The 22080-nt window shown below is 73.3% G+C and carries 18 protein-coding genes; 6 read left to right on the forward strand and 12 right to left on the reverse strand.

Features of this window, described 5'->3' with window-relative positions:
• Positions 1–2292: 2292 nt before the first annotated feature.
• Together ACX27O_RS20575 and ACX27O_RS20580 are read right to left on the reverse strand one after the other, a co-directional pair.
• A complete protein-coding gene (locus ACX27O_RS20575) occupies positions 2293–3828 on the reverse strand; it encodes a replication-associated recombination protein A (protein WP_030335599.1) in 1536 nt (511 codons plus the stop codon).
• Positions 3829–3902: 74 nt separating this feature from the next.
• On the reverse strand, positions 3903–4124 hold the full coding sequence (locus ACX27O_RS20580) for a hypothetical protein (protein WP_030335598.1): 222 nt from the start codon (positions 4122–4124) through the stop codon (positions 3903–3905).
• Between the two features lie 141 nt (positions 4125–4265).
• On the opposite strand from ACX27O_RS20580, the gene ACX27O_RS20585 reads away from it, so the two are divergent.
• A complete protein-coding gene (locus ACX27O_RS20585) occupies positions 4266–5006 on the forward strand; it encodes a GNAT family N-acetyltransferase (RefSeq protein ID WP_358126554.1) in 741 nt (246 codons plus the stop codon).
• Positions 5007–5047: 41 nt separating this feature from the next.
• Here the strand turns inward: ACX27O_RS20585 and ACX27O_RS20590 are convergent, their stop codons facing one another.
• The 4 genes from ACX27O_RS20590 to aspS form a co-directional block, all read right to left on the reverse strand.
• Complete coding sequence (locus tag ACX27O_RS20590; protein ID WP_435817689.1) at positions 5048–6334, reverse strand: MFS transporter; 1287 nt, start codon at positions 6332–6334, stop codon at positions 5048–5050.
• Positions 6331–6930: an ArsR/SmtB family transcription factor gene (locus tag ACX27O_RS20595; protein ID WP_358126551.1), complete on the reverse strand. Its 600-nt coding sequence runs from the start codon at positions 6928–6930 to the stop codon at positions 6331–6333. Before ACX27O_RS20595 ends, ACX27O_RS20590 begins: the two co-directional genes overlap by 4 nt.
• Positions 6931–6998: 68 nt before the next feature.
• Positions 6999–7811, reverse strand: coding sequence for an SDR family oxidoreductase (locus tag ACX27O_RS20600; protein WP_358136414.1), 813 nt, complete (start codon positions 7809–7811; stop codon positions 6999–7001).
• A 102-nt stretch (positions 7812–7913) separates the two neighbouring features.
• Positions 7914–9719 (reverse strand): aspartate--tRNA ligase, encoded by a 1806-nt coding sequence (aspS, locus tag ACX27O_RS20605; RefSeq protein WP_458939925.1) that lies wholly within the window; start codon positions 9717–9719, stop codon positions 7914–7916.
• Positions 9720–9873: 154 nt separating this feature from the next.
• Between aspS and ACX27O_RS20610 the strand changes: the two genes are divergently transcribed.
• Entirely contained in the window at positions 9874–10608 is a 735-nt protein-coding gene (locus ACX27O_RS20610; protein WP_358126541.1) for a DUF998 domain-containing protein, read from the forward strand.
• A 169-nt stretch (positions 10609–10777) separates the two neighbouring features.
• Positions 10778–11413, forward strand: a complete 636-nt coding sequence (locus ACX27O_RS20615) for a DUF998 domain-containing protein (protein ID WP_458939926.1) — start codon at positions 10778–10780, stop codon at positions 11411–11413.
• Between the two features lie 95 nt (positions 11414–11508).
• Here ACX27O_RS20615 and ACX27O_RS20620 read toward each other — a convergent pair whose 3' ends face one another.
• Together ACX27O_RS20620 and ACX27O_RS20625 are read right to left on the reverse strand one after the other, a co-directional pair.
• A complete protein-coding gene (locus ACX27O_RS20620) occupies positions 11509–12555 on the reverse strand; it encodes a S1 family peptidase (RefSeq protein WP_030335581.1) in 1047 nt (348 codons plus the stop codon).
• A gap of 424 nt (positions 12556–12979) precedes the next feature.
• Complete coding sequence (locus ACX27O_RS20625) at positions 12980–13456, reverse strand: winged helix-turn-helix transcriptional regulator (protein WP_210863111.1); 477 nt, start codon at positions 13454–13456, stop codon at positions 12980–12982.
• A gap of 55 nt (positions 13457–13511) precedes the next feature.
• On the opposite strand from ACX27O_RS20625, the gene ACX27O_RS20630 reads away from it, so the two are divergent.
• Positions 13512–14018, forward strand: coding sequence for a PaaI family thioesterase (locus ACX27O_RS20630; RefSeq protein WP_458939927.1), 507 nt, complete (start codon positions 13512–13514; stop codon positions 14016–14018).
• A gap of 149 nt (positions 14019–14167) precedes the next feature.
• Here the strand turns inward: ACX27O_RS20630 and ACX27O_RS20635 are convergent, their stop codons facing one another.
• From ACX27O_RS20635 to ACX27O_RS20645, 3 genes are all read right to left on the reverse strand, one after another.
• Positions 14168–15109 carry an acyl-ACP desaturase gene (locus tag ACX27O_RS20635; RefSeq protein ID WP_030336979.1) on the reverse strand — a complete coding sequence of 314 codons (942 nt, stop codon included), beginning with the start codon at positions 15107–15109 and terminating at the stop codon, positions 14168–14170.
• A gap of 71 nt (positions 15110–15180) precedes the next feature.
• Positions 15181–16509 (reverse strand): histidine--tRNA ligase, encoded by a 1329-nt coding sequence (gene hisS, locus ACX27O_RS20640; protein ID WP_458939928.1) that lies wholly within the window; start codon positions 16507–16509, stop codon positions 15181–15183.
• A gap of 72 nt (positions 16510–16581) precedes the next feature.
• Positions 16582–17292, reverse strand: a complete 711-nt coding sequence (locus tag ACX27O_RS20645) for an MBL fold metallo-hydrolase (RefSeq protein ID WP_030336975.1) — start codon at positions 17290–17292, stop codon at positions 16582–16584.
• A gap of 270 nt (positions 17293–17562) precedes the next feature.
• Between ACX27O_RS20645 and ACX27O_RS20650 the strand changes: the two genes are divergently transcribed.
• Both ACX27O_RS20650 and ACX27O_RS20655 read left to right on the forward strand, forming a co-directional pair.
• Complete coding sequence (locus tag ACX27O_RS20650; RefSeq protein ID WP_030336973.1) at positions 17563–18447, forward strand: peptidylprolyl isomerase; 885 nt, start codon at positions 17563–17565, stop codon at positions 18445–18447.
• Between the two features lie 59 nt (positions 18448–18506).
• Positions 18507–19346, forward strand: coding sequence for a peptidylprolyl isomerase (locus ACX27O_RS20655; RefSeq protein ID WP_030336971.1), 840 nt, complete (start codon positions 18507–18509; stop codon positions 19344–19346).
• A gap of 67 nt (positions 19347–19413) precedes the next feature.
• On the opposite strand, the gene ACX27O_RS20660 is transcribed toward ACX27O_RS20655, so the two are convergent.
• Entirely contained in the window at positions 19414–21936 is a 2523-nt protein-coding gene (locus ACX27O_RS20660) for a RelA/SpoT family protein (protein WP_030336970.1), read from the reverse strand.
• Between the last annotated feature and the right edge of the window lie 144 nt (positions 21937–22080).

The following is a 22080-nucleotide window of genomic DNA, read 5'->3' on the forward strand; positions in this document are numbered from 1 at the left end:
GCGGCTGCACACCGGGGGGACGGACGGCGGCGCGAGCCGGACCGTCGGGACGTGAGCGTGGCGGACCGTCCACGCCCGGCGGCACCGCCGCGCGAGCAGGACCGTCGGGACGTGACCGTGGCGGACCATCCACGCCCGGCGGCACCGCCGCACGGGCCGGACCGTCCGGACGGGTCGCGTCCCGGGGGGCCGCCTCGACACCCGGGCCGGGGCGCGCTGGGCCGTCAACGCCCCGACGCCCGCTGCCGGGTGCCGGCGCGTCGCCGGGGATGGGCCTCGCCCGGCCGGGTGGGGTGGAGCGGGCGGCGCCCCGAGCGGCGGGACCGACGCCGGGGGCGGGTCGCCCACCGCCGTAGGGGTCCTCGCCGGTGTCGTTGGCCGGCCCGGGTCGACCGGGACCGGCCGTACCGTCGGGGCCGGGCTCGACTGCCGGACGACGTCGGCGGCCGGTCGGGTCCGCCGTGGGCGGTGCGTCCGGACCGGGCCCCGCCGCGGCCCGGCCACGCCGGACGGTGGGGTCGGGAGTGGGTACGGCCGCGGCGCCCCGACCACGGGCGGTCCGCTCGCCGGGGGCCGGCGGATAGGGCGACGCCTGCTCTCCGGTGGACCCCAGCGGATCGGGCCGGACGGCGCGACGACCGGTCGGTGCGTCGGCGCCCGGGTCGACCGGCGGGCCGGCGGGCCGGCGAGCGGCGGTGCGGTCGGCGGCCGGGTCCGGCACGGCGAGGCGACCGGACGCCTGGTCGGCGTGCTCTCCCGGCCCGGTGGGCGACGCCGGACGGCGACTTCCGGCCGGCGGGCTGCCCTCGCGGCGGTTGACCACCGGCAGGCCCGGGTCGGTGTGCGGCAGCCGGCCGGCCTGGCGCAGCCAGTCCGCCGGCCGCTCCGGCCGGTCCACGCGGGGTTCGCCACCGGGTGGCGTTCGGCGTTCCGGTTCGTCGGAGACGACCCGACGCCGACCGGTGCCGTCGGCGGGGCTCACGGTGGGATGGGCGCCGCTGTGTGCGCCGGGCGCCTCGGGCATCGACGACGCGCTGCCCGAGCGGGGCCCGGGCGGCGCCTCGCCCGCACGGGGCACGGGCGGCGCGTTTCCGGAGCGGGGCACCGGTGGCGCCTCGCCCGCACGGGGCACCGGTGGCGCGTTGCCCGAGCGGGGCACCGCTGGCTCGTCGGGTTCCGCGGCGCGGCGACGCCCGCCGGCTGCCGGACGGGGACGTTCGGCGGCGGGCCGTTCGACGGGCTCGGGGGCGCCGGGGTCGCCCGGGCCCGGACGACGCCGGGCGGCGCGCGGCCCACGATCGACGGCGGGGTCGGGCCGCGGGCCGTCCACGGTCGGCGGCACCGCGCCAGCCGGCGCGCCGTCGAAGCGGGTCGGCCCGCCGGCGGTGGGTGCTCCGGCGGCCCGCGCCGGGTCGGGTGTCGGGCCGGCGGCACGTCGACCGGCGGGCATGCCGTCGGCGGTCGGCCGGGCACGGCCAGGTTCGACCGGCTGCTCCGGGCCGGGTCGGCGGACCGGCGGGCCGGCGTCCGGACGGCGCAGCGGCGGCATCGCGTCGGGATGTCCGCCGGGCCCGACGGTGTCCGGACGACGGCCCGGCGCCACAGCGGCGTCCGGACGACGACCGGCCGGCGCGCCGGAGACCGGTGGGCCCACGGGTGGGCCCGGAGGGGCCGCCGCACCGCGAGAACGAGCCGGGCCGCCGGGCACGTCGGGCGCCGGGCGAGGCCCCTGCGGGCCGGTCGGGTCACCCCCGCCCGGGCGGGCGGTGGGTGGAGACGGCGGTACGGCGGCGCGGGCGCCCGGCACCGGCTGCACGCCTCGGCGCGGTGGCTGCCCGGGTGCGCCGGGGACCGGGGCGGATGGCCGGTCATCCGGGCGGCGGCCCGCTGGCGGCGTCTCCCCCGGCCAGGGGCCGTCGACCGGTCGACGGGCGGCGACGCCCGGCTCACCCTGACGCGGGGTCGGCGGCGCCGAGGCCTCCGGCCCACCGCCGCGCGCACCGGGCGGCTCTGCCGGCGTACGCGGGGCGGCCTGGGCCGGCGGCCCGGCCGGGTCTGCGGGCGGCATGCCGCCCCGGGGGCGGTTCGGCTCCGCCGGTGCGCCGTCCGGGCCCAGCTCGGTGCGTTGCTGCTTGGCCGAGCGCAGGTCGTCGATCCAGCCGAACTCCTCGCCGGCGACCGGCTCCTCCGGCTCCGGCTCGGCCGCCCGGCCACGACCCCAACGGCGGGTCTTGGCACGCGGATCGCGCCGCTCGTCCGGGCCCTCGTCCGGGCGGTCCCCACCACGCGATCTCACTGTTGACCCTCTCCTGCGGCGTCGGTGCCGCTGTCCTGCATCATGCCGGGGGCACCCGTGTCCGTCGTCGGACGGGCGACCCCCGGGGATAGCGCTGGCGCGTTCTGCGCCGTTACGGACGGCTCGGATGCCGGCGTCGGCCGCGCGGCCGGGGCCGGCAGACCACGCACGATCCGGCGCAGCAGCGGCAGCCGGCCGGCCACCGACCGCTCCGCGCCGTGTGGGCTGGGCTGGTAGTAGTCGGTGCCCACCAGGTCGTCCGGAACGTACTGCTGGGTGACCACGCCGCGCTGGTCGTCGTGCGGGTAGCGGTAGCCGGTCCCGTGGCCCAACCCACGCGCACCGGCGTAGTGCGCGTCGCGCAGCCCTCGGGGCACCGGGCCACCGCGACCGGCCCGGACGTCGGCGATCGCGGCGCCGATGGCGGTGGTGGCCGAGTTCGACTTCGGCGCGGTGGCCAGGTGGATCACCGCCTGGGCCAGGTTGAGCTGCGCTTCGGGCAGGCCCACGTACTCGACAGCGTGCGCGGCGGCGGTGGCGACGCTCAACGCGGTCGGGTCGGCCATGCCCACGTCCTCGCTGGCGAAGATGACCAGGCGACGGGCGATGAAGCGGGCGTCCTCACCGGCGACCAGCATGCGGGCCAGCCAGTGCACCGCGGCGTCCACGTCCGAGCCGCGCATGCTCTTGATGAAGGCGCTGACCACGTCGTAGTGGGCGTCGCCGTCGCGGTCGTAGCGCACCGCCGCCACGTCGACCGCCTGCTCGGCGGTGGCCAGGTCGATCCGCCCGCCGCCGAGGGCCGTGGCGGAGGCCGCCGCCGCCTCCAGGGCGGTGAGGGCCTTGCGGACGTCACCGGCGGCCAGCCGGACCAGGTGGTCCTCGGCCTCGGTGGTGAGGGTCAGCGCACCGTCCAGGCCGCGCTTGTCGGCGACCGCGCGGCGCAGCAGGCCCCGCACCGCCTCGTCGTCCAACGGTTGCAGGGTGAGCAGCACGCACCGCGACAGCAACGGTGAGATGACCGAGAAGTACGGGTTCTCGGTGGTCGCCGCCAGGAGGGTGACAGTGCGGTCCTCGACGGCGGCGAGCAGCGAATCCTGTTGGGTCTTGCTGAACCGGTGCACCTCGTCGATGAAGAGCACTGTCTGCGGGCCGCCGGAACGGCGCTGGCGGCGGGCCGTCTCGATCACCGCCCGGACGTCCTTCACCCCGGCGGAGAGCGCCGACATGGCCACGAAGCGGCGGTCGGTGGCCCCGGCCACCAGGTGCGCGATGGTGGTCTTGCCGCTGCCCGGCGGACCCCAGAGGATCACCGACATCGGCGCCCCGCCGGAGACCAGTTGCCGCAGCGGTGCACCGGGAGCGAGCAGGTGCTCCTGCCCGACCAACTCGTCGAGGGTGACCGGGCGCATCCGGACCGGCAGGGGCGAATCGTCGGCCACCGCGGTGAAGCCGTCGACACCGGCGGGACCGTCGGGCGCGCTGCGCGACCCGGTCGGTTCACCGAGGGAGAAGAGGGCGTCGGACTCCATCACGAAGACAGTACCGGGCCGGGCCCACGACGCCGGAATCGCGCCGTGGGCCCGCTGCCAGTGATCGGTTCCGGTCAGCCACGCCCGGGGCGACGACCCCGGTACCAGCGGCCACCGCCACCGCCGCCACCGCCGCGCGGGCCGCTGCCCACGCCGGCCAGGTAGAGCGAGAGCAGGAGTAGTCCGATGAGCACCAGGGTGTTCCAGTTGAACAGGTCGGGTGCGCCGAAGTTGGTGTCGAGCAGGTCGAGCAGCAGGGCAAAGCCAAAGACGATGGCCGCGAGAATGGCGAGCATGTCGGTCCTCCGGTGGGGGTTCCCAGTAGGTCGGCGCGTGATGTACCCAATCGGTCGACTCGCCAATCTCCACGGTGGAGGTGGCTACCCCGCGCCGGCCCGGCGCGGACGTTCCACCCCCGGCCTCCTAGGCTGAACCGCATGATCATCGACGACCGGGGGCTCCAGGACCGGAGCGCCATCCTGGCCGCCGTCGGCCATCACCCGTTCGCCCGGCACGCGCTCCGGGGGGCCGTGCCGGCCCGCGCGTACCGGCGCGATGGCGCCGTGCTGTGGCTGGTCCCGCCCGAGCACGGACCGGTCGGCTGCGCGATCGGCCCGGCCGAACCGGCGCTGGAGATCTGTGTCGCGCTCGCCGCCGACGGGTTGCTCCAGCCCGGACAACGGCTGCACCTGCCGCGACACGATCGCGCTCTGCTGGCCGACCGGTTGGCGGTGGCCGAGCACAGCGACTGGGACTTCCACTGGACCGACGCGTCGCCGCCGACGCAGCCGGACGAGCAGTCGGTGGTACGCCTCACCGACGCCGACCAGCCGGCGCTGGCGGCGCTGGTCGAACAGTCGTTCCCCAGCAGCACCTCCCGCCCGGGAGACCCACGGGTGGTGGACTGGTACGGCATCCGGGCCGGCGACCGGTTGGTGGCGTGCGGCGCGGACCGCAGCCAGGGTGACATCGGCTTCCTCGCCGGCCTGACCGTCGCCCCCGACCAACGAGGTCGAGGGCTGGGCGCGTCCCTGACCGCCGGGATGACCCGGGCGCTGCTGGGGCGCCACGACACAGTGGGGCTCGGCGTCTACACGCACAATGTCGGCGCGGCGCGGCTCTACCGTCGCCTCGGCTACACCAACACTCTTCCGCTCAGCTCGATCCGCCTCGCCTGACGGCAGTAAGGGGGCCCCTCGCGGACAAGGGGCCCCCTTCCTCAGCGGTCGGCGGCGGGAACCGGAACCGCTGTCGGCTCCACAGCCGGGGCGGCCCGACGCCCGGCCAGCCAGGCGGGCAGGTAGAGCGGTGCGGCGACGGCCAGCACCACAGCGCCGACCACCATCGCGGTGCTCACGCTGGCAGCGGCGGCGATCGCGGTCAGGACCACCCCGCCGAGCGCGCCGGCCGGTGCCGCCATCATCGAGTTCAGCGAGAGCACGCTGGTCCGGTACGGGCCGTCGACCTGCCGGTGCAGCAACCCACTGTGCAGCGGGTTGGACGCGCCGTGCACGGCGTAGCAGGCCAGATACGCCACCAGCACGCCGACCGGCCCCGCGAACAACCCCATCCCGACCACCGTCACGCCCTGGAGGATGCGCAGCATGGCCGCACCCGGCGCGGCGCCGAACCAGCGCAGCAGCAGTGGAGTCAGTGCCGCGCCGGCCGCCGAGGCGAGCCAGGCGGCTGAGTTCGCCGGTCCGAGCAGCGCCGCCGCGCGTTCCGGGTCGCCGATGACCTCGGCGAGCCGGACCGGCAGCAGTGACTCGAAGGTGACCATGCCGAAGCCCCAGAACAGCTCGACGGCCACCAACGCCAGCAGCACCCGGGAGCGACGCAGCAGCCCGACGGCCTGGCCGATCATCCGGGGCGCCTGGACCACCGAGGCCCGCAGCGCCGCGAACCCGGTGGCCGGCCGCTCCTCGACCAGCAGCACGACCAGCGCGACGAGCGCCGCCGCCTGCGCGACGATGGCGGCCAACACGGGCACCGTGAGCGCGCTGACCGGCCCGATCGGGCCGAGCGCGATGAGACCACCGCTGAGCAGCGCGCCGCCGGCGATCGCCCCGCCGATGACAGTGCCGGCGTAACCGAGGCCGCGCTCGTACTCGGCCTCCGGGTCAGCGGCCAGGGTGGCGTCGACGTACCAGGACTCCAACGGGCCGCTGTCCAGTGCCCGGTAGATGCCCTGCAAGGCCCAGACCACGAAGAACAGCACGAACGAGTCGGCCACCGCGAACAGCGCCAACGAGGCGAGGTTGAGCACGCCGGCGGCGAGCAGCACCGGTCGCCGGCCGAGAGCGTCGGCGAGCCCACCCGTGGGCAACTCCAGCGCCAGCACCAGCAGCCCCTGCGCCGTGCCGACCAGCCCGATCTGCGGCAACGTCAGGCCGCGCTCCTGCATCAGCAGGATCATCACCGGGATCATCAGACCCGTGGGCAGCCAGCGCAGGCCGTACAGCGTGAGGTAACGACGCCGAACCTGGCGTACGGTCAGCGCGCTCACCAGCGCTCGTCCAGACGTGGGAAGCCGGCCAGGAACACGTGCACGGGCTTGACGTCGGGGGCATCGGTCGCGGCCTCGTCGCGGTAGCGCATCAGCACCGCCCAGAGGTCGTCGCTGAGAGCACGCAGTCGGTCCGGGTCGAGCGGCAGCACCAGGTCACTCATCCCGGCGGCGTCGCGCCAGGCCGGAGTCTGGTGGTGTTCGACGGCCATCCAACGCTCGGCCAGCTCACCCATCAGCCGCACCTGGTCCGCCTGGATCCACTGGACGGCGGCGCGGGTATCCGGGTCTTCGTCGAAGTCGGTGGGGTCGAAGTGGCTCATGTCGTGCGCGGCCTGCCACCAACGCTGCCGACCGGTGCCCCGGTCGGGATCCTCGGCCACGAGCCCCACCTCGGCGAGTTGCCGCAGGTGGTAGCTGGTCGCGCCGGTGTTGGTGCCCAGCTTCTCGGCGAGGGCCGTCGCGGTCGCCGGGCCGTCGATGCGCAGCGAGCCGAGCAGCCGCATCCGCAGGGGGTGGGCCAGCACGCGAACCTGCCGGCCGTCCAGATCGACGCGCCGTGGCTCGGTGCGGCCGTCGGGTGGGGGGTTCTCCATGGCTGCACACTATCTCTGCACACTTCCTGTGCACAACTGTTGTGCACAGGAAGTGTGGATGAGTCCGTTCAGGGGGCGAGGACTTCGCGAACTCCGCGCAGCCGGGTACGCAGCAGGCCTGCGGCACGGGTGGAGTCGAGGCGTACGTCCGTCGGGCGGACCAGGCCGCTCGCCGCGCTGGTGGTGCTCTTCAACCCGGCCGGATCCAGGCCGTACCGCTCGGCGACCAGCAGGCCCAGCTCGACCCGGCTGACCGCGTCCGGGCCGGCCACGTTCAACAGACCGGCGTACGCCGAGGCGACCAACTCCAGCACGGCGTCGGCCAGGTCGGTGACGTCGATCGGGCAGCGCAGCTCGTCGCTGAACAGGGTGGCCCGGCCGGCGAGCGCGTCCCGGCAGAGCTGGATCTGCTTGCTGCCCTCCCCCACGATCAGCGAGGTCCGCACCACCGCCGCGCCGGGGTCGATCGCCCGCACGGCGGTCTCGGCGGCGGCCTTCGCAGCCCCGTACGCATGCACCGGCGTGGGTGGCTCGTCGTCGAGGTACGGCACGGGTCGTCCGGCGTGCAGCGCATCGCTGGACAGGTGCACCAGCCGGGCACCCACCTCGGCGGCGGCGAGCGCCACGTGCGCGGCCCCGTCGGCGGTGACCGCCCAGTTCTCGTACCGATAGGGGGTCCCGACCACGGCGTCCGGCCGCACCTGGGCGACCAGCGCACGCACGGCGGCCCGGTCGGTCACGTCCAGCCGACGCGCCTCGACACCCGGCACGTCGATCTCACCGGAGTAGAACGTCCCAACAACCGACCAACCAAGCCCGAGGCCCCGCCGACAAACCGACCGCCCGAGTAACCCACTACCCCCGACAACAAGCACCCGCATCCCAGCCCACTCCCCTGCCGCCGCCGACGTCGATCATGAGGTTAACGAGCGACACGCCGTGGCGCGGGCCCGTCAACCCCATGATCGACGGCGCGAAGGGGGTCAGACCGGGTCGGCTACCGGGGCTGCCGGGCCTGCCGTGCCGGCGTGGGCCGTCGCGGCCGGCTTGGGCTTGGCGTCGATGCCGGCCTCGGCGCGCTGCTGGGCGGTGATCGGGGTGGGAGCACTGGTCAGCGGGTCGAAGCCACCCCGGGTCTTCGGGAAGGCGATGACCTCACGGATCGAGTCCGCGCCGGCGAGCAACATGCAGACCCGGTCCCAGCCGAAGGCGATACCGCCGTGCGGCGGGGCGCCGTACTTGAACGCCTCCAGCAGGAAGCCGAACTTGTCCTGCGCCTCCTCGGCGGTGATGCCGAGCAGGTCGAAGACCCGCTTCTGCACGTCACCCCGGTGGATACGGATCGACCCGCCGCCGATCTCGTTGCCGTTGCAGACGATGTCGTACGCGTACGCCAGGGCCCGGTCCGGAGCCTCCTCGAACCGGTCCACCCAATCCGCGTTCGGCGAGGTGAAAGGGTGGTGCACGGCCGTCCAGCCACCCTCGTCAGTGCGCTCGAACATCGGCGCGTCGACCACCCAGCAGAACGCCCAGGCGCTCTCGTCGATCAGGCCGGACCGCTTGGCGATCTCGACCCGGGCCGCCCCGAGCAGCTCCTGCGCCTCCCGGGTGGTGGCGCTCGCCGCGAAGAAGACCGCGTCGCCCGGCTTGGCGCCGACCGCGTCGGCGAGCCCGCCCAGGTGCTCGGCGGAGAGGTTCTTCGCCACCGGGCCGCGCGCCTCGCCGGTCTCGGCGTCCAGCACCACGTACGCCAGGCCGCGCGCGCCCCGCGCCTTCGCCCAGTCCTGCCAGCCGTCCAGCTCCTTGCGGCTCTGCGCCGCGCCGCCCGGCATGACCACCGCGCCGACGTAGCCGCCCGCATCGATCGCCCCGGCGAACACCCGGAACTCGGTGCCACGCAGGTACTCGGTCAGCTCGGTCAGCTCGACGCCGTAGCGCAGGTCCGGCTTGTCCGAGCCGTACCGGGCCATCGCGTCGTGCCAGGTGATCCGCGGGATCGGCCGGCTGATCTCGTGCCCGGCCAGGTCCTTCCACAGCGCCGAGACGATCGCCTCGCCGAGGTCGATCACGTCGTCCTCGGTGACGAACGACATCTCGATGTCGAGCTGGGTGAACTCCGGCTGCCGGTCGGCGCGGAAGTCCTCGTCGCGGTAGCAGCGGGCGATCTGGTAGTACCGCTCCATGCCGCCGACCATCAGCAGCTGCTTGAACAGCTGCGGCGACTGCGGCAGCGCGTACCAGCTGCCGGGCTGCAGGCGCACCGGCACCAGGAAGTCGCGGGCGCCCTCGGGCGTCGAACGGGTCAGCGTCGGGGTCTCGATCTCCAGGAAGTCCCGCTCGTGCAGCACACCCCGGGCGAGCTGGCTGGCGCGCGAGCGCAGCCGCAGCGCGTTCGCCGGGCCGCTGCGCCGCAGGTCCAGGTAGCGGTACCGAAGTCGGATGTCGTCGCCGGCCTCGATCTGGTCGTCCACCGGCAGCGGGAGCGGCGCCGCCTCGGAGAGCACCTCCAGCTCGGCGGCTGTCACCTCGACCTCACCGGTGGGCAGCTCCGGGTTCTCGTTGCCGGCCGGACGGCGGGTCACCTCGCCGACGACCTTCACGCAGAACTCGTTGCGCAGCGCGTGCGCGTCCTCCTCGCGGAACACCACCTGGACAACACCGGAACCGTCGCGCAGGTCGACGAAGATGACCCCGCCGTGGTCGCGGCGGCGGGCCACCCAGCCGGCGAGCGTCACCGTCGAGCCGGCGTCCGCGGCGCGCAGGCTTCCGGCATTGTGGGTACGGATCACGGCTGGCAACTCCTCATCGTGGAACAGTCCTCACCCGCATTCTGTCAGGGGTGGCCGCCCCGCCTCCGGGCACCCGGCAGGCCGGCACGATTCGCTGGTGGGGTGGACCGGCGAACCCGACTCCCCCGGCAGCCGCGGCGGTTAACGTGGCGAAATGCGGCCCGTACCGAACTGGGCCGTCGCCACGGGGGCGGCGGCGCCCGTGTTGCTGGTGGCCGGTTGGACGGTGGCCCAGGCCCGACAGCCCGTCGGGTACGACCCGGTCCGGGACACCATCAGCGAGCTGGCGGGGCAGGACGCCACCGACGCCTGGATCATGGTGGTGGCCCTGGTGCTGCTCGGCTGCTGCTACCTGTCCGTCGCCGCCGTCCTGCACGCGGCCGGGCTGCCCAGCCGCTTCCTGCTCGCGATCGGCGGGGTGGCCACCATCGCGCTCGTCGCCTTCCCCCGGCCGCCGGTCGGCGGCTCGGTCAGCCACGGCGTCACGGCGACGGTGGCCGTCCTCGCCCTGGTGCTCTGGCCGGCCGGTTCGGCGCTGCGGCTGCCGCGCGGCCACGACACCGAACACCCCGACCGGCCGGAGCCACCCTGGGCGTTCCGCCGGTCGGTGGGGTTGAGCGCCACGCTCGTGCTGCTCGCGCTCTTCGGCTGGTGCGCGTTCGAGGTGACCAGCGGGTCCCGCACCGGATTGGCCGAGCGGGTGACGGCGGTGGCGGTCTCCCTCTGGCCTCTGCTGGCGCTCCTCTCCGCCCGGCGGGCGCACCTCGCCTGGTCGGCCGACGGCACCGTACGGGTGGGCCCGGACCTGCCGACCATCGGCGTCGTACCCCCGGATCCACTCGGACCCCCGAGCGGGCCGACCCCCGGGCGACCCGACCGGCTGCCGTGAGTCGCCGCCGGACCTGAGCTGGCGTCGCCACCGCCCCCGGTCTGACGTCGCTGCCCCCGCGTGGTCGGTGGGGGCTTCAGCCCGTCGACGGGCGGCGCCCTCGGCGTCGTCCGTCTGCCCGGACCGCGCGGCCCGGGAACCGCGCCGGTCGCACCGCTACGATCGCCCGATGTCCGCCGTTCCCCGTTGGGCTCTGCTATCGGCCGCCGGCGCACCGCTGTTCCTCATCGGCGGCTGGACGGTGGCGCAGGCCGCCCAGGCCGACGGGTTCGACCCGGTGCGGCAGACCATCAGCGCGCTCGCCGCCACCGGCGCGGACCATCGCTGGATCATGACGATCGGGCTGGCGGGCCTGGGCCTCTGTCACCTGACGACCGCGCTCGGCCTGGTCAGCGCCGCACGGGCGGGCCGCGGGCTGCTCGGGTTGGGCGGGCTGGCGACGGTGCTGGTGGCCGTGTTCCCGCAGAACGCGACGGGCAGTTCGACGACGCACGTCGTGGCCGCCGGGGTGGCGTTCGGCGCGTTGGCCGTCTGGCCGGCCCTGGCGGTGCCCCGTCGCGCCGCGTCGCCCCTCGCCCGGGAGCACCGCCATCCGCCGCAGGACGGGCCGGCTCCCGTACGCCGGGTGGCGCTCGCCGCGGCGGCGGTCCTGCTCGGCCTGGTCGGCTGGTTCGGCGTCGAGTTCTTCACCGACGGGGCGTGGATCGGGTTGACCGAGCGGCTGGCGGCGGCCGCCGAGGCGGGCGCACCGCTGGCCGCCGTGCTGTTCTCCCGGCTGCTGCCGAGACCGTCCGGTCCCGGCTGACCGCCGACGCGTTCGCCGGTGTCGGCGGGGTCCGGTGGCCGTGAACGCGACGCGGGCCGCCGGAGTGTTCCGGCGGCCCGCGAGCGGTGCGTGGATCAGAAGACGCTGACGCCGTAGCGGCTGAGCGCCTCGGTTACCGGCTGGAAGAAGGTCGTGCCGCCGGTGCGGCAGTTGCCGCTACCACCGGAGGTCAGGCCCAGCGCGGTGGTGTTGGCGAAGAGCGAGCCGCCGCTGTCGCCAGGCTCGGCGCAGACGTTGGTGCGGATCAGGCCGGAGACCGAACCCTCGGCGTAGTTCACAGTGGCGTTGGTCGCGGTGACCGAGCCGCTGCGCAGGCCGGTGGTGCTGCCGGAGCGCTGCACCGCCTGGCCGACGGACGCGTTGCCGGCGCCGGTGATGTCCCGGAAGCTGCCGTTGTAGAGGGACACGTTGCCGGCCGCGTTGGCCGAGTTGTTGTGCCGCACGATGCCGTAGTCGTTGCCCGGGAAGCTGGTGCCGGTACGGGTGCCCAGCAGCGCGGTCTGGGCGGAGTTCGAGTACCAGCTCGACGAGATGTTGGTGCAGTGCCCGGCCGTCAGGAACGAGTAGGTGCTGCCGCTGCGCACGTTGAAGCCGAGCGAGCAACGCCCGCCGCCACCGGCGTAGATGGCCTGACCACCGGAGATGCGGGTGCTCAGCACGCCGGCCTCGGCCTCGACCCGGACCGCGCCGTTGGCCCGCGCGGCGGCGGCCTTGACCCGCTCCAGCTTGGCCCCGGTGACGGTGCTGTCGACGGAGACGACGACCTGGTTGGTGACCGGGTCGCTCCACCAGGCGGTGCCGGGGATCTTGGCGGAGCGCTCCAGGTCGGCGGTGGCCCGGTTGAGCTCGGCCGCGCCGCGGGTGACGTAGCGGACGACGGCGCCGGCCTTGCTGGCCTTGCTGGCGGCGGCCGCGTCGGTCACCGTGACGACGGACTTGCCGCTGGCGTCGATGTACGAGCCGGCGGAGCGGTCGCCGAGTTCCGCGGCGATCGCGGCGGCGGCATCGGGCGACGCGGCGGGAGCGGCCTGAGCCGGCGCACCGATCAGCGAGCCGACGACCAGGGTTCCGGAAACGGCGACGGTAGCCGCAACACGGAATGAGGACCTCGTGGGTCGCATGTAACAACCTCCTGGGCGGGGGAGCGGGTCTCGCCGGGGGCGGCTGACCCGAGGGCAACCCGGCCGATCTGGGGAAACCGGCCGGCTGAGACTGAAGTATTCACATACTTAAGATCATTAACAAGGCTTGGATTCGCCCGAATTCACCGTCCTTGATCGGCCACACGGCCGCAACACCCTCGACACGCTGGTGAACAGGCACCGTCACACCCGACCGACGCCCGGCCCATCAGGAAGTGAACAATCATCGATGCGCGCCGCGCACCGGGCGCGGCGCGCACCGCCCGCCGCGACGGGCACGACGGCGAGCGCCGGGTGATGAGCGCGGCCCGGTGAGCGCGCCGCGTGATGAGCGGGCCGCGTGGGGGCGCGGCGCGTGGGGGGCGCGGCGCGTGGGGGCACGCGGCGCGACGGGCGCCGTCGGTCAGGGGGTACGGCGACGGGCACCGGGACCCGGGCGGGGCACCACGTCGCGTGGCCGACCGACGTCGTGCCCGTCGGCGCAGCGCAACTCGGCGCGTACCTCGGCGCCGCAGTCGCGGTGGGTGACGCTCAGCGGTGGGCCGTCCGCGTCGGCGAGGTACCGGTCACCCCAGCCGAGGACGGCGACCAGCACCGGCCACAGGTCCAGACCCTTCGCCGTCAGCCGGTACTCGTGGCGCAGGCGACTGCCGGGCTCCCGGTACGGCTCGCGACTGAGCACGCCCTGCTCTACCAGGCTGGCGAGCCGGTTGGTCAGCACCTGGCGCGGAATGCCGGTCCGCACCCGCATGTCGTCGAAGCGGCGTACGCCGGTGAACACCTCGCGCAGGACCACCAGCGTCCACCGCTCACCGAGGATCTCCATCGCACGGGCGATGGTGCAGTTCTCCACTGACCAGTCCAGAGCCGCAGGTCGCATCCGACCAGGCTAAGTCTCGTTGACAGACTCAGCAACCGGCTGCCAGGCTGCGTCCATGACGCAGACGCAGGAACCAGCGCGCAGCCGTACCTTCACCTGGGCGGACCCGTCGGTCAACGCCGCCCAGGTCGGTCAACGCAGCGGCCTGGACATGCTCCGGGCGATGATCGCCGGCGAACTGGCCGCGCCGCCGGTGATGCACCTTCTCGACATGAGCCGGATGGAAGCCGACGAGGGTCGGGTCGTGGTCGAACTGACCCCGCAGGAGTTCCACTACAACCCGCTCGGCAGCGTCCACGGTGGCGTGCTCTCCACGCTGCTGGACACCGCCGCGGCGTGCGCCGTGCACACCACCCTGCCGGCCGGCGTCGGCTACACGTCGCTGGACCTCAACGTGAAGTTCCTCCGCCCGGTCACCGTCGCCAGCGGCACCCTGCGCTGCGAGGGCACGGTGCTGCAACGCGGCCGCCGCACGGCCCTGGCCGAGGCCCGCATCACCGACGCCGCCGGCCGCCTGACAGCCCACGCCACCAGCACCTGCCTAATCCTCCCCCTCCCCTAACCCCCTGCCCCGCCCCTGCCCCGCCCCACCGCGCGTTGATCAAGAGGTTTGCGTCAGAAAACCGGCTTCCGGTGACCGAAACCTCTTGATCAACACGAGCCAGGCGGGTGGGGGGTTCGGGGGTGGGGGGGTTGGGGTTGGGGGTGGGGTTAGCGGAGGGCTTGGCGGGCGGCTCGGGCGTCGCGCTTCTCCTCGAAGCGGCTCGCGGCGCGGTCCAGGTCCGCCAACTGGGTGGCGAGCTGCTCGCGGGCGGCCTCGCCGTCGGCGTTGAGGCCGGTCACGTTGAAGACGTCCCACTGGCGCAGGACCGGCTGCAGCACCTCGTCGCGGTGCTGGCGCAGGTCGTAGATGCCGGCCAGGGCGATCGCCACCGACTTGCGGGCGAAGCCGTCGATGCCACTGCCCGGCATCTGGAAGTCGGCCACCACGTCGGCGACGGCCCGCATGGCCTGACTCGGGGCCAGCTCGAACGCGGCGGCGAGCAGGTTGCGGTAGAAGACCATGTGCAGGTTCTCGTCGGCCGCCACCCGCGCCAGCAGCGCCTCGCAGGCCGGGTCGCCGGTGGCCTTGCCGGTGTTGCGGTGCGAGATGCGGGTGGCCAACTCCTGGAACGAGACGTACGCCAGCGAGTGCAGCACCTCGTCGCCGTGGGCGTTGGTGTAGCCCTCCGACATGTGCGTCATCCGGGCCCGCTCCAACGCCACCGGGTCGACCGCCCGGGTGACGGTCAGGTAGTCGCGGATCGCGACGCCGTGCCGCCCCTCCTCGGCGGTCCACCGGTGCACCCAGGTGCCCCACGCGCCGTCCCGGCCGAACAGGGTGGCGATCTCGTGGTGGTACGAGGGCAGGTTGTCCTCGGTCAGCAGGTTCACGATCAGCGCGGTGCGGGCCACGTCCGGGATGGTGGAGTCGGTCGGCGACCACGCCTCGCCGCCGAGCGGCCCGTCGAAGGTCCGCCCCTCGCTCCACGGCACGTACTCGTGCGGGAACCACTCCTTGGCGAGCGAGAGGTGGCGGTCGAGGTTGCGCGCGACAACCGGCTCCAACTCGACGAGCAGCGCGGTCTGACTCAATGTGGTGCTGACGGTCACGAGAAACTCCCTACGGTGGCGTAACTTACGCTACCGTAGGTCCCCGCAGCCGTCAGCGCCAGTGGAGAGACTCACCCAACCGTCGGTTTGAGGTCCTCCAGAGGGGGCATCCACTCCTGCGCAGCGGCGGTGACCTGCTCACCTGAGCGGATGTCCTTCACCTCGTCCGGCGCTCCGTCGACGCCCGGGAACCAGACGTACGGAATCCCCCGCCGCTCGGCGTAGCGGATCTGCTTGCCGAACTTCGCCGCGCTCGGTGACACCTCGGTCGGCACCCCGCGCCGCCGCAACGCCTCCGCCACCCGGTTGCTGGCCGCCCGCTGCTCCTCGTTGGTCACCGCGACGAGCACGGCGGTCGGCACCTCCCGGGAGACCGACAGCGCCCCCGCGCCGAAGAGCAGCCCGAGCAGCCGGGTCACACCGATCGAGATCCCCACCCCCGGGTACGAGACAGCACCGGCGCTGGCCAGGTTGTCGTACCGGCCGCCGGAGCAGATCGAGCCGAAGCGCTCGTAGCCGCGCAGCTGGGTCTCGTAGACGGTGCCGGTGTAGTAGTCCAGGCCACGGGCGATGCGCAGGTCCGCCACGCAGAGCCCGGGCGAGTGCGCGGCGGCGGTCTCCACCACCCGGATCAGTTCCTCGATGCCCTCGTCGAGCAGCGGGTCACTCACCCCGAGCGCCCGCACGGCGTCGGCGAACGACGCGTCCGGGGCGGAGATCTCGGCCAGCGCCAGGCACGCCTTGGCCTGCGCCTCGCTCGCCCCGGCGGTCTGGGCGAGCAGCTCGGCCACCTTCGCCGGGCCGATCTTGTCGAGCTTGTCGACGGCGCGCAGCGCGGCCTCCGGGTCGGTCAGCCCGACACCCCGGTAGAAACCCTCGCTGATCTTGCGGTTGTTGACCTGGATCGCCACCGGCGGTATCGGCAACGACCGCAGCGCGTCCCCGATGACCAGTGGCATCTCCGCCTCGTGGTGCGGGGCCAGGGTGTCCCGGTCGACGATGTCGATGTCGGCCTGGACGAACTCCCGGTAGCGACCCTCCTGCGGCCGCTCTCCGCGCCACACCTTCTGGATCTGGTAGCGGCGGAACGGGAAGCTCAGCTTTCCGGCGTTCTCCAGCACGTACCGGGCGAACGGCACTGTCAGGTCGAAGTGCAGGCCGAGCTGGTCGTCACCGCCGGAGCCCTCAGCGTCGGCGTGCAACCGCCGGATCACGTAGACCTCCTTCGAGGTCTCGCCCTTGCGCAACAGCTGGTCCAGTGGCTCCACGGCGCGGGTCTCCAGCGGCGCGAAACCGTACAGCTCGAAGGTGGCCCGGATCTTGTCGAGCACGAACTGCTCGATCATCCGCTGACCGGGGGTCCACTCCGGGAAGCCGGAGATGGGCGTGGGCTTGCTCATCGGCGTACTCCTTGCGGTTCCGCGCCGGTGGCGCGGTGGTGTCGTGGGTCCGCGCGTGGCGCGGACGAAGATCTAGAGGCCCCGGGTGGGAGCGGCCGGCGACGTGCCAGCCACCTCGATGAGGTACGGGTTGCTGGCGCGCTCGCGGCCGATGGTGGTGCTGGGGCCATGGCCGGGCAGCACGACGGTGTCGTCGGCCAGCGGGAGGATCTTGTCGCGCAGGCTGCTGAGCATGGCCGGCATGCTCCCGCCCGGCAGGTCGGTGCGGCCGATCGACCCGGCGAAGAGGACGTCACCGGAGAGGCACAGCTCGTCGGCCTCCCAGCCCGACCCGGCGCCCGGCAGCCGGAACAGCACCGACCCGCCGGTATGGCCCGGGGCATGGTCGACGGCGATCTCCAGGCCGGCGAGGGTGAGGGTGGCGCCGTCGGTCAGCTCCGCCACGTCCTCCGGCTCGGTGTAGCTCAACCGGCCACCGAAGAGCGACGTCAGGTCGGCCGAGAGGCCCTTGGCCGGGTCGGCCAGCATCTCCCGGTCGCCCGGGTGCACGTAGGCGGTGATGCCGCGCGCACCGCAGACCGGCGCTACCGAGAAGGTGTGGTCGAGGTGGCCGTGGGTGAGCAGCACGGCGGCCGGATGCAGGCGGTGCTCGGCGAGCAGCGCGTCGAGGCGGCCGAGCACCCCGATGCCGGGGTCGACCACCACGCACTGCTCCCCCGGCGCGGTGGCAACCACGTAGCAGTTGGTGCCGAAGGCGTCCGCGGGAAAGCCGGCCACGAGCACTGGCGCTGTCCTTTCCGTCGAGCAGCTGTCGTCCTGCCCCGCAGCCTATCGGGCGCGCCCAGCCGGTTTGCCGCGTCCGTCCCCGGCACCCCGCAGGGCACAGTGACGATCTCCGATAAGCGCTGCTCGGGACGGGGCGGACCTCGTACACCACATTCCCAGTCACTAGCCGTACACTCTGGCGGGCGTGTGGCGCGGCACACGTGACGCCCGGACGGGCCGGGGCGACCGGCCGCCGGCGACGACCAGGTAGAGGAAAGGGGAGCACTGGTGGCTTCCAGCAGGGACCGGCAGCGCAAACTGGCACGGGCCAAGCTCGACCGGCAGTTGGCTCGCCGGGCGGCCGCTACGCGGCGCCGACGGCAGATCCAGGCCGGAGTCGGCGCCGCTCTGATCCTCGTGTTGGTAGTGGCCGGCTCGGCCTGGGCGCTCGGGGCGTTCGACTCCGACCCGAAGCAGAACACGGCCGCGGCGGAAACCTGCCTCTGGACGCCACAGGACGCGACGGCCAACACCAACCTCAAGGACGTCGGCACGCCGGCCACCAAGGACCTGCCCACCGACGGCACCCGGCCGATGACCGTGACCACCAACCAGGGCGCGCCGATCACCGCGGAGCTGAACCTCACCAACTCCCCGTGCGCGGCGGCGAGCATCGCCCACCTGGCGAGCCGGTCGTTCTACGACAACACCAAGTGCCACGAGATCACCGCCGAGGGCGCGCTGCGCTGCGGCGACCCCAGCGGCACCGGCCTCGGTGGGCCGACCTACTCGTTCTACGACGAGGAACTGCCGACCGTGCCGTCGGCGTCACCGTCGGCCACCCCCGCCCCCGACCAGCCGCCGACGTACCCGAAGGGCACTGTGGCGATGGTCTCCAACCCGCCGGGCAGCAACGGCAGCCAGTTCCTGATCTTCTTCAAGGATTTCACCACCACCGACCCGAAGTACCCGGTCATCGGCCGGGTGACCGGCGGGCTGGACGTGGTGGAGAAGATCGGTGCCCTCCCGACCGTGGACAATGGGACCGGGGCGAAGGTCAAGCCCAGCACCGATGTGACGATCCAGAGCCTCACGGTCGGTGAGCCGGTCTCCGCTGCGGCACCGGCGCCGTCGGCCTCCGGCACCCCGGCCAGCAGCCCGAGCGCCGGCTGACCGGGCGCCACCACCCACCCAAGCGGCACTCAGCAGCAGACAGCCAGGAGGATCCAGGCGTGACGTCCACCAGAGAGCGGCAGCGCGCGGCGGCCCGCGCCCGGCTCGAGAAGGAGATGGCCGAGCGCGCGGCCAAGGCCCGCAAGCGCCGGCAGACGACGGCAATCGTCAGCGCGGGTGCCGCGCTGGTGCTCGTGGTCGCCGGCACCGTCTGGCTGGCGGTGAGCCTCGGCGGCGACGACGACAAGCCCGACACCACCACCGCGGCGCCCGGCGCGTCCGAGTGCGTGTACAACGCGGTGCCCACCGAGCAGCGGCCACCGCAGATCAAGGACGTGGGGTTGCCGGGCAACCAGCAGTCCGCCACCGGCGTGCAGACCATGACGATCGACACCAACCTCGGCCCGATCACCGCCAAGGTCGACCGGTCGCTGGTGCCGTGCACGGCGGGCAGCTTCACCTACCTCGCGGAGAAGAACTTCTTCGACAACACCAAGTGCCACCGCCTGGTGACCGAGGGCATCAAGGTGTTGCAGTGCGGTGACCCCAGCGCCACCGGCAACGGCTGGCGGGACACCGACGGCCAGGGCGGCCCGAGCTACCGCCTGCCCGAGGAGAACCTGCCCACCGACAAGCGCCCGCCGTACCCGGAGGGTGTCATCGCGATGGCCAACTCCGGCCAGCCGGGCAGCACCGGCAGCCAGTTCTTCATCGTCTACGGCGACTCTCCGCTGGACCCGGCGTACACGGTGCTGGGCACCATCACCGGCGGCCTGGACCTGGTCAAGGACGTGGCCAAGGCCGGCGACGACGGGGCGTTCGCCCAGCAGGCCGGCGGCGGCCACCCGAAGAAGGAGGTCATCATCAAGGACCTCGCGATGAGCAACCCGCAGGGCTGACACCCGCGCAGACGACACAGCGCCCGCCGGCTGAGCCGGCGGGCGCTGTCGTGTTCGGGGTACGGCGTCAGGCGCCCGAGGTGACCCGGTAGGCGTCGAAGACGCCGTCGACCTTGCGGACCGTGGCCAGCAGGTGGCCCAGGTGCTTCGGGTCGGCCATCTCGAAGCTGAACCGGCTCACCGCCACCCGGTCACGGGTGGTGGTGACGGTGGCGGAGAGGATGTTGACCCGCTCGTCGGAGAGCACCCGGGTGACGTCGGCCAGCAGCTTGTGCCGGTCCAACGCCTCGACCTGGATGGCGACCAGGAACGTCGAGGCGGAGGTGAGCTTCCAACTCACCTCGACCACCCGCTCGCTCTGCGCGCGCAGGTCCTCGGCGTTGGCGCAGTCGTCGCGGTGCACGCTCACCCCGCCGGAGCGGGTGACGAAGCCGAACACCGAGTCCGGAGGCACGGGGGTGCAGCACCGGGCCAGCTTGATCCAGACGTCGCTGACGCCCCGGACCACCACGCCCGGGTCACTGCTGCTCTGCCGGCTGCGCGGCGGCCGGGTGGCGACGGCGGTCTCGGCGATGTCCTCCGCCGCACCCTCCTCGCCGCCGTACGCGGCCATCAGCTTCTGCACCACCGACTGCGCGGAGACCTGGCTGTCGCCGACCGCCGCGTACAGCGAGGCCACGTCGGCCAGGTGCAGGTCGCGGGCGATCGACATGAGCGCGTCGGAGGTGAGCATCCGCTGCAACGGCATGCCCTGCTTGCGCATCGCCTTGACGATCGCGTCCTTGCCGGCCTCGATCGCCTCCTCGCGCCGCTCCTTGTTGAAGTACTGCCGGATCTTCGTCCGGGCGCGCGGGCTCTTGACGAAGCCCAGCCAGTCCTGCGTGGGGCCGGCCGTCTCGGACTTCGACGTGAAGATCTCGATCACATCGCCGTTGGACAGCGTCGACTCCAGCGGCACCAGCTTGCCGTTGACCCGCGCCCCGATGCACTTGTGCCCCACCTCGGTGTGCACCGCGTACGCGAAGTCCACCGGCGTCGAACCGGTCGGCAGCGGGATGACGTCACCCTTGGGGGTGAAGACGTACACCTCCTGGCTGGACAGGTCGAAGCGCAGCGCGTCCAGGAACTCGCTCGGGTCGGCCGCCTCCCGCTGCCAGTCCAGCAGCTGCCGCAGCCAGGTCATCTCGTCGATGTGCGCCGGCGGGCCGACAATCTGGGTGCCCTTGTGCTCCTTGTACTTCCAGTGCGCGGCGATGCCGAACTCGGCGGTGCGGTGCATCGCGTACGTGCGGATCTGCATCTCCACCGGCTTGCCGGTGGGCCCGATGACAGTCGTGTGCAACGACTGGTACATGTTGAACTTGGGCATCGCGATGTAGTCCTTGAACCGGCCCGGCACCGGCTGCCAGTTGGCGTGGATGACCCCCAGCGCCGCGTAGCAGTCGCGAACCGTGTCGACCAGGATGCGCACACCGACCAGGTCGTAGATGTCGTTGAAGTCGCGACCCCGCACGATCATCTTCTGGTAGATCGAGTAGAGGTGCTTCGGCCGACCGGTCGTCTCCGCCTTGATCTTGGCGGCCTTCAGGTCGGTCTGCACCTTCTGCGTCACCTGCCGCAGCAACGCCTCGCGCTGCGGCTGGTGCTCCCCGATCAGCCGGTTGATCTCCTCGTAGCGCTTCGGGAAGAGCGTGCCGAAGGACAGATCCTCCAGCTCCCACTTGATCGTGTTCATACCGAGCCGGTGCGCCAGCGGCGCGAGGATCTCCAGCGTCTCCTTGGCCTTCTGCTCCTGCTTGGGGCGGGGCAGGAAGGTCAGGGTACGCATGTTGTGCAGCCGGTCGGCCAGCTTGATCACCAGCACCCGCGGGTCCTTGGCCATCGCCACGACCATCTTGCGGATCGTCTCGGCCTTGGCCGCGTCGCCCAGCTTGACCTTGTCGAGCTTGGTGACGCCGTCGACCAGCAGGGCGACCTCGCCGCCGAAGTCGGCGCGCATCTGGTCGAGGGTGTACTCGGTGTCCTCGATGGTGTCGTGCAGCAGCGCGGCGACCAGGGTGGTGGTGTCCATCCCCAGGTTGCCGAGGATCGTCGCCACGGCGAGGGGGTGGGTGATGTACGGGTCACCGGACTTGCGGTACTGCCCGGAGTGCCACCGGGCGGCCGTGTCGAAGGCGCGCTGGAGCAGCCGGGCGTCCGCCTTGGGGTGGTTGTCCCGGTGGCTCGCGATGAGCGGCTCCAGCACCTCGCTGACCTGAGAGGTCTGCCAGGGCGCGTTGAACCGGGCCAGCCGGGCCCGGACCCGCCGGCCGGTGGGCGCGTTGGACAGCCCGAAGCCACCGCTGGGCGACGGGTCGATGCCGGCGTCGCTCGGGAACGGCACCACGACACCGTCGGCGCCGGGAGACGCCTCGGCGCTCGGCGGGCCGCTGGTCGGACGCACCGGGCTCTCGCCGGAAGCCCTGCCGGAGCCGTTGCCGGTGCCCGTCACCCGGGCCGGCGCGTCGCCTGTCCGGTCAGTCACCGAGCCGTCAGCGTCGCCTGTCGGGTGCACCGTGCCCTCCGCCGGAGGGACGACATCGTGGGACACCGGCCTCCTCACCGCTCGCCGGAAACACGCCGGCCGAAGATCGGCCGACCTGGTCTCGCTCGCCGGACGGGGTACCGCCGGCGTCAGCAAAGGGCAATGCTACCCGCACGGACGGTCCCCTGCCGCTCCGCCGGACGGTCGGCG

It is taken from the genome of Micromonospora sp. SD19, from assembly GCF_054462275.1.

Excerpts from the sequence above, each read along its gene's own strand:
- ACX27O_RS20580 (WP_030335598.1), bottom strand. The coding sequence starts at position 4,124 with ATGCTCGCCATTCTCGCGGCCATCGTCTTTGGCTTTGCCCTGCTGCTC.
- hisS (WP_458939928.1), bottom strand. The coding sequence starts at position 16,509 with ATGAGCAAGCCCACGCCCATCTCCGGCTTCCCGGAGTGGACCCCCGGT.
- ACX27O_RS20610 (WP_358126541.1), top strand. The coding sequence starts at position 9,874 with ATGCGGCCCGTACCGAACTGGGCCGTCGCCACGGGGGCGGCGGCGCCC.
- ACX27O_RS20625 (WP_210863111.1), bottom strand. The coding sequence starts at position 13,456 with ATGCGACCTGCGGCTCTGGACTGGTCAGTGGAGAACTGCACCATCGCC.
- ACX27O_RS20600 (WP_358136414.1), bottom strand. The coding sequence starts at position 7,811 with ATGCGGGTGCTTGTTGTCGGGGGTAGTGGGTTACTCGGGCGGTCGGTT.
- ACX27O_RS20630 (WP_458939927.1), top strand. The coding sequence starts at position 13,512 with ATGACGCAGACGCAGGAACCAGCGCGCAGCCGTACCTTCACCTGGGCG.
- ACX27O_RS20575 (WP_030335599.1), bottom strand. The coding sequence starts at position 3,828 with ATGGAGTCCGACGCCCTCTTCTCCCTCGGTGAACCGACCGGGTCGCGC.
- ACX27O_RS20595 (WP_358126551.1), bottom strand. The coding sequence starts at position 6,930 with ATGGAGAACCCCCCACCCGACGGCCGCACCGAGCCACGGCGCGTCGAT.
- ACX27O_RS20615 (WP_458939926.1), top strand. The coding sequence starts at position 10,778 with ATGTCCGCCGTTCCCCGTTGGGCTCTGCTATCGGCCGCCGGCGCACCG.
- ACX27O_RS20585 (WP_358126554.1), top strand. The coding sequence starts at position 4,266 with ATGATCATCGACGACCGGGGGCTCCAGGACCGGAGCGCCATCCTGGCC.
- ACX27O_RS20620 (WP_030335581.1), bottom strand. The coding sequence starts at position 12,555 with ATGCGACCCACGAGGTCCTCATTCCGTGTTGCGGCTACCGTCGCCGTT.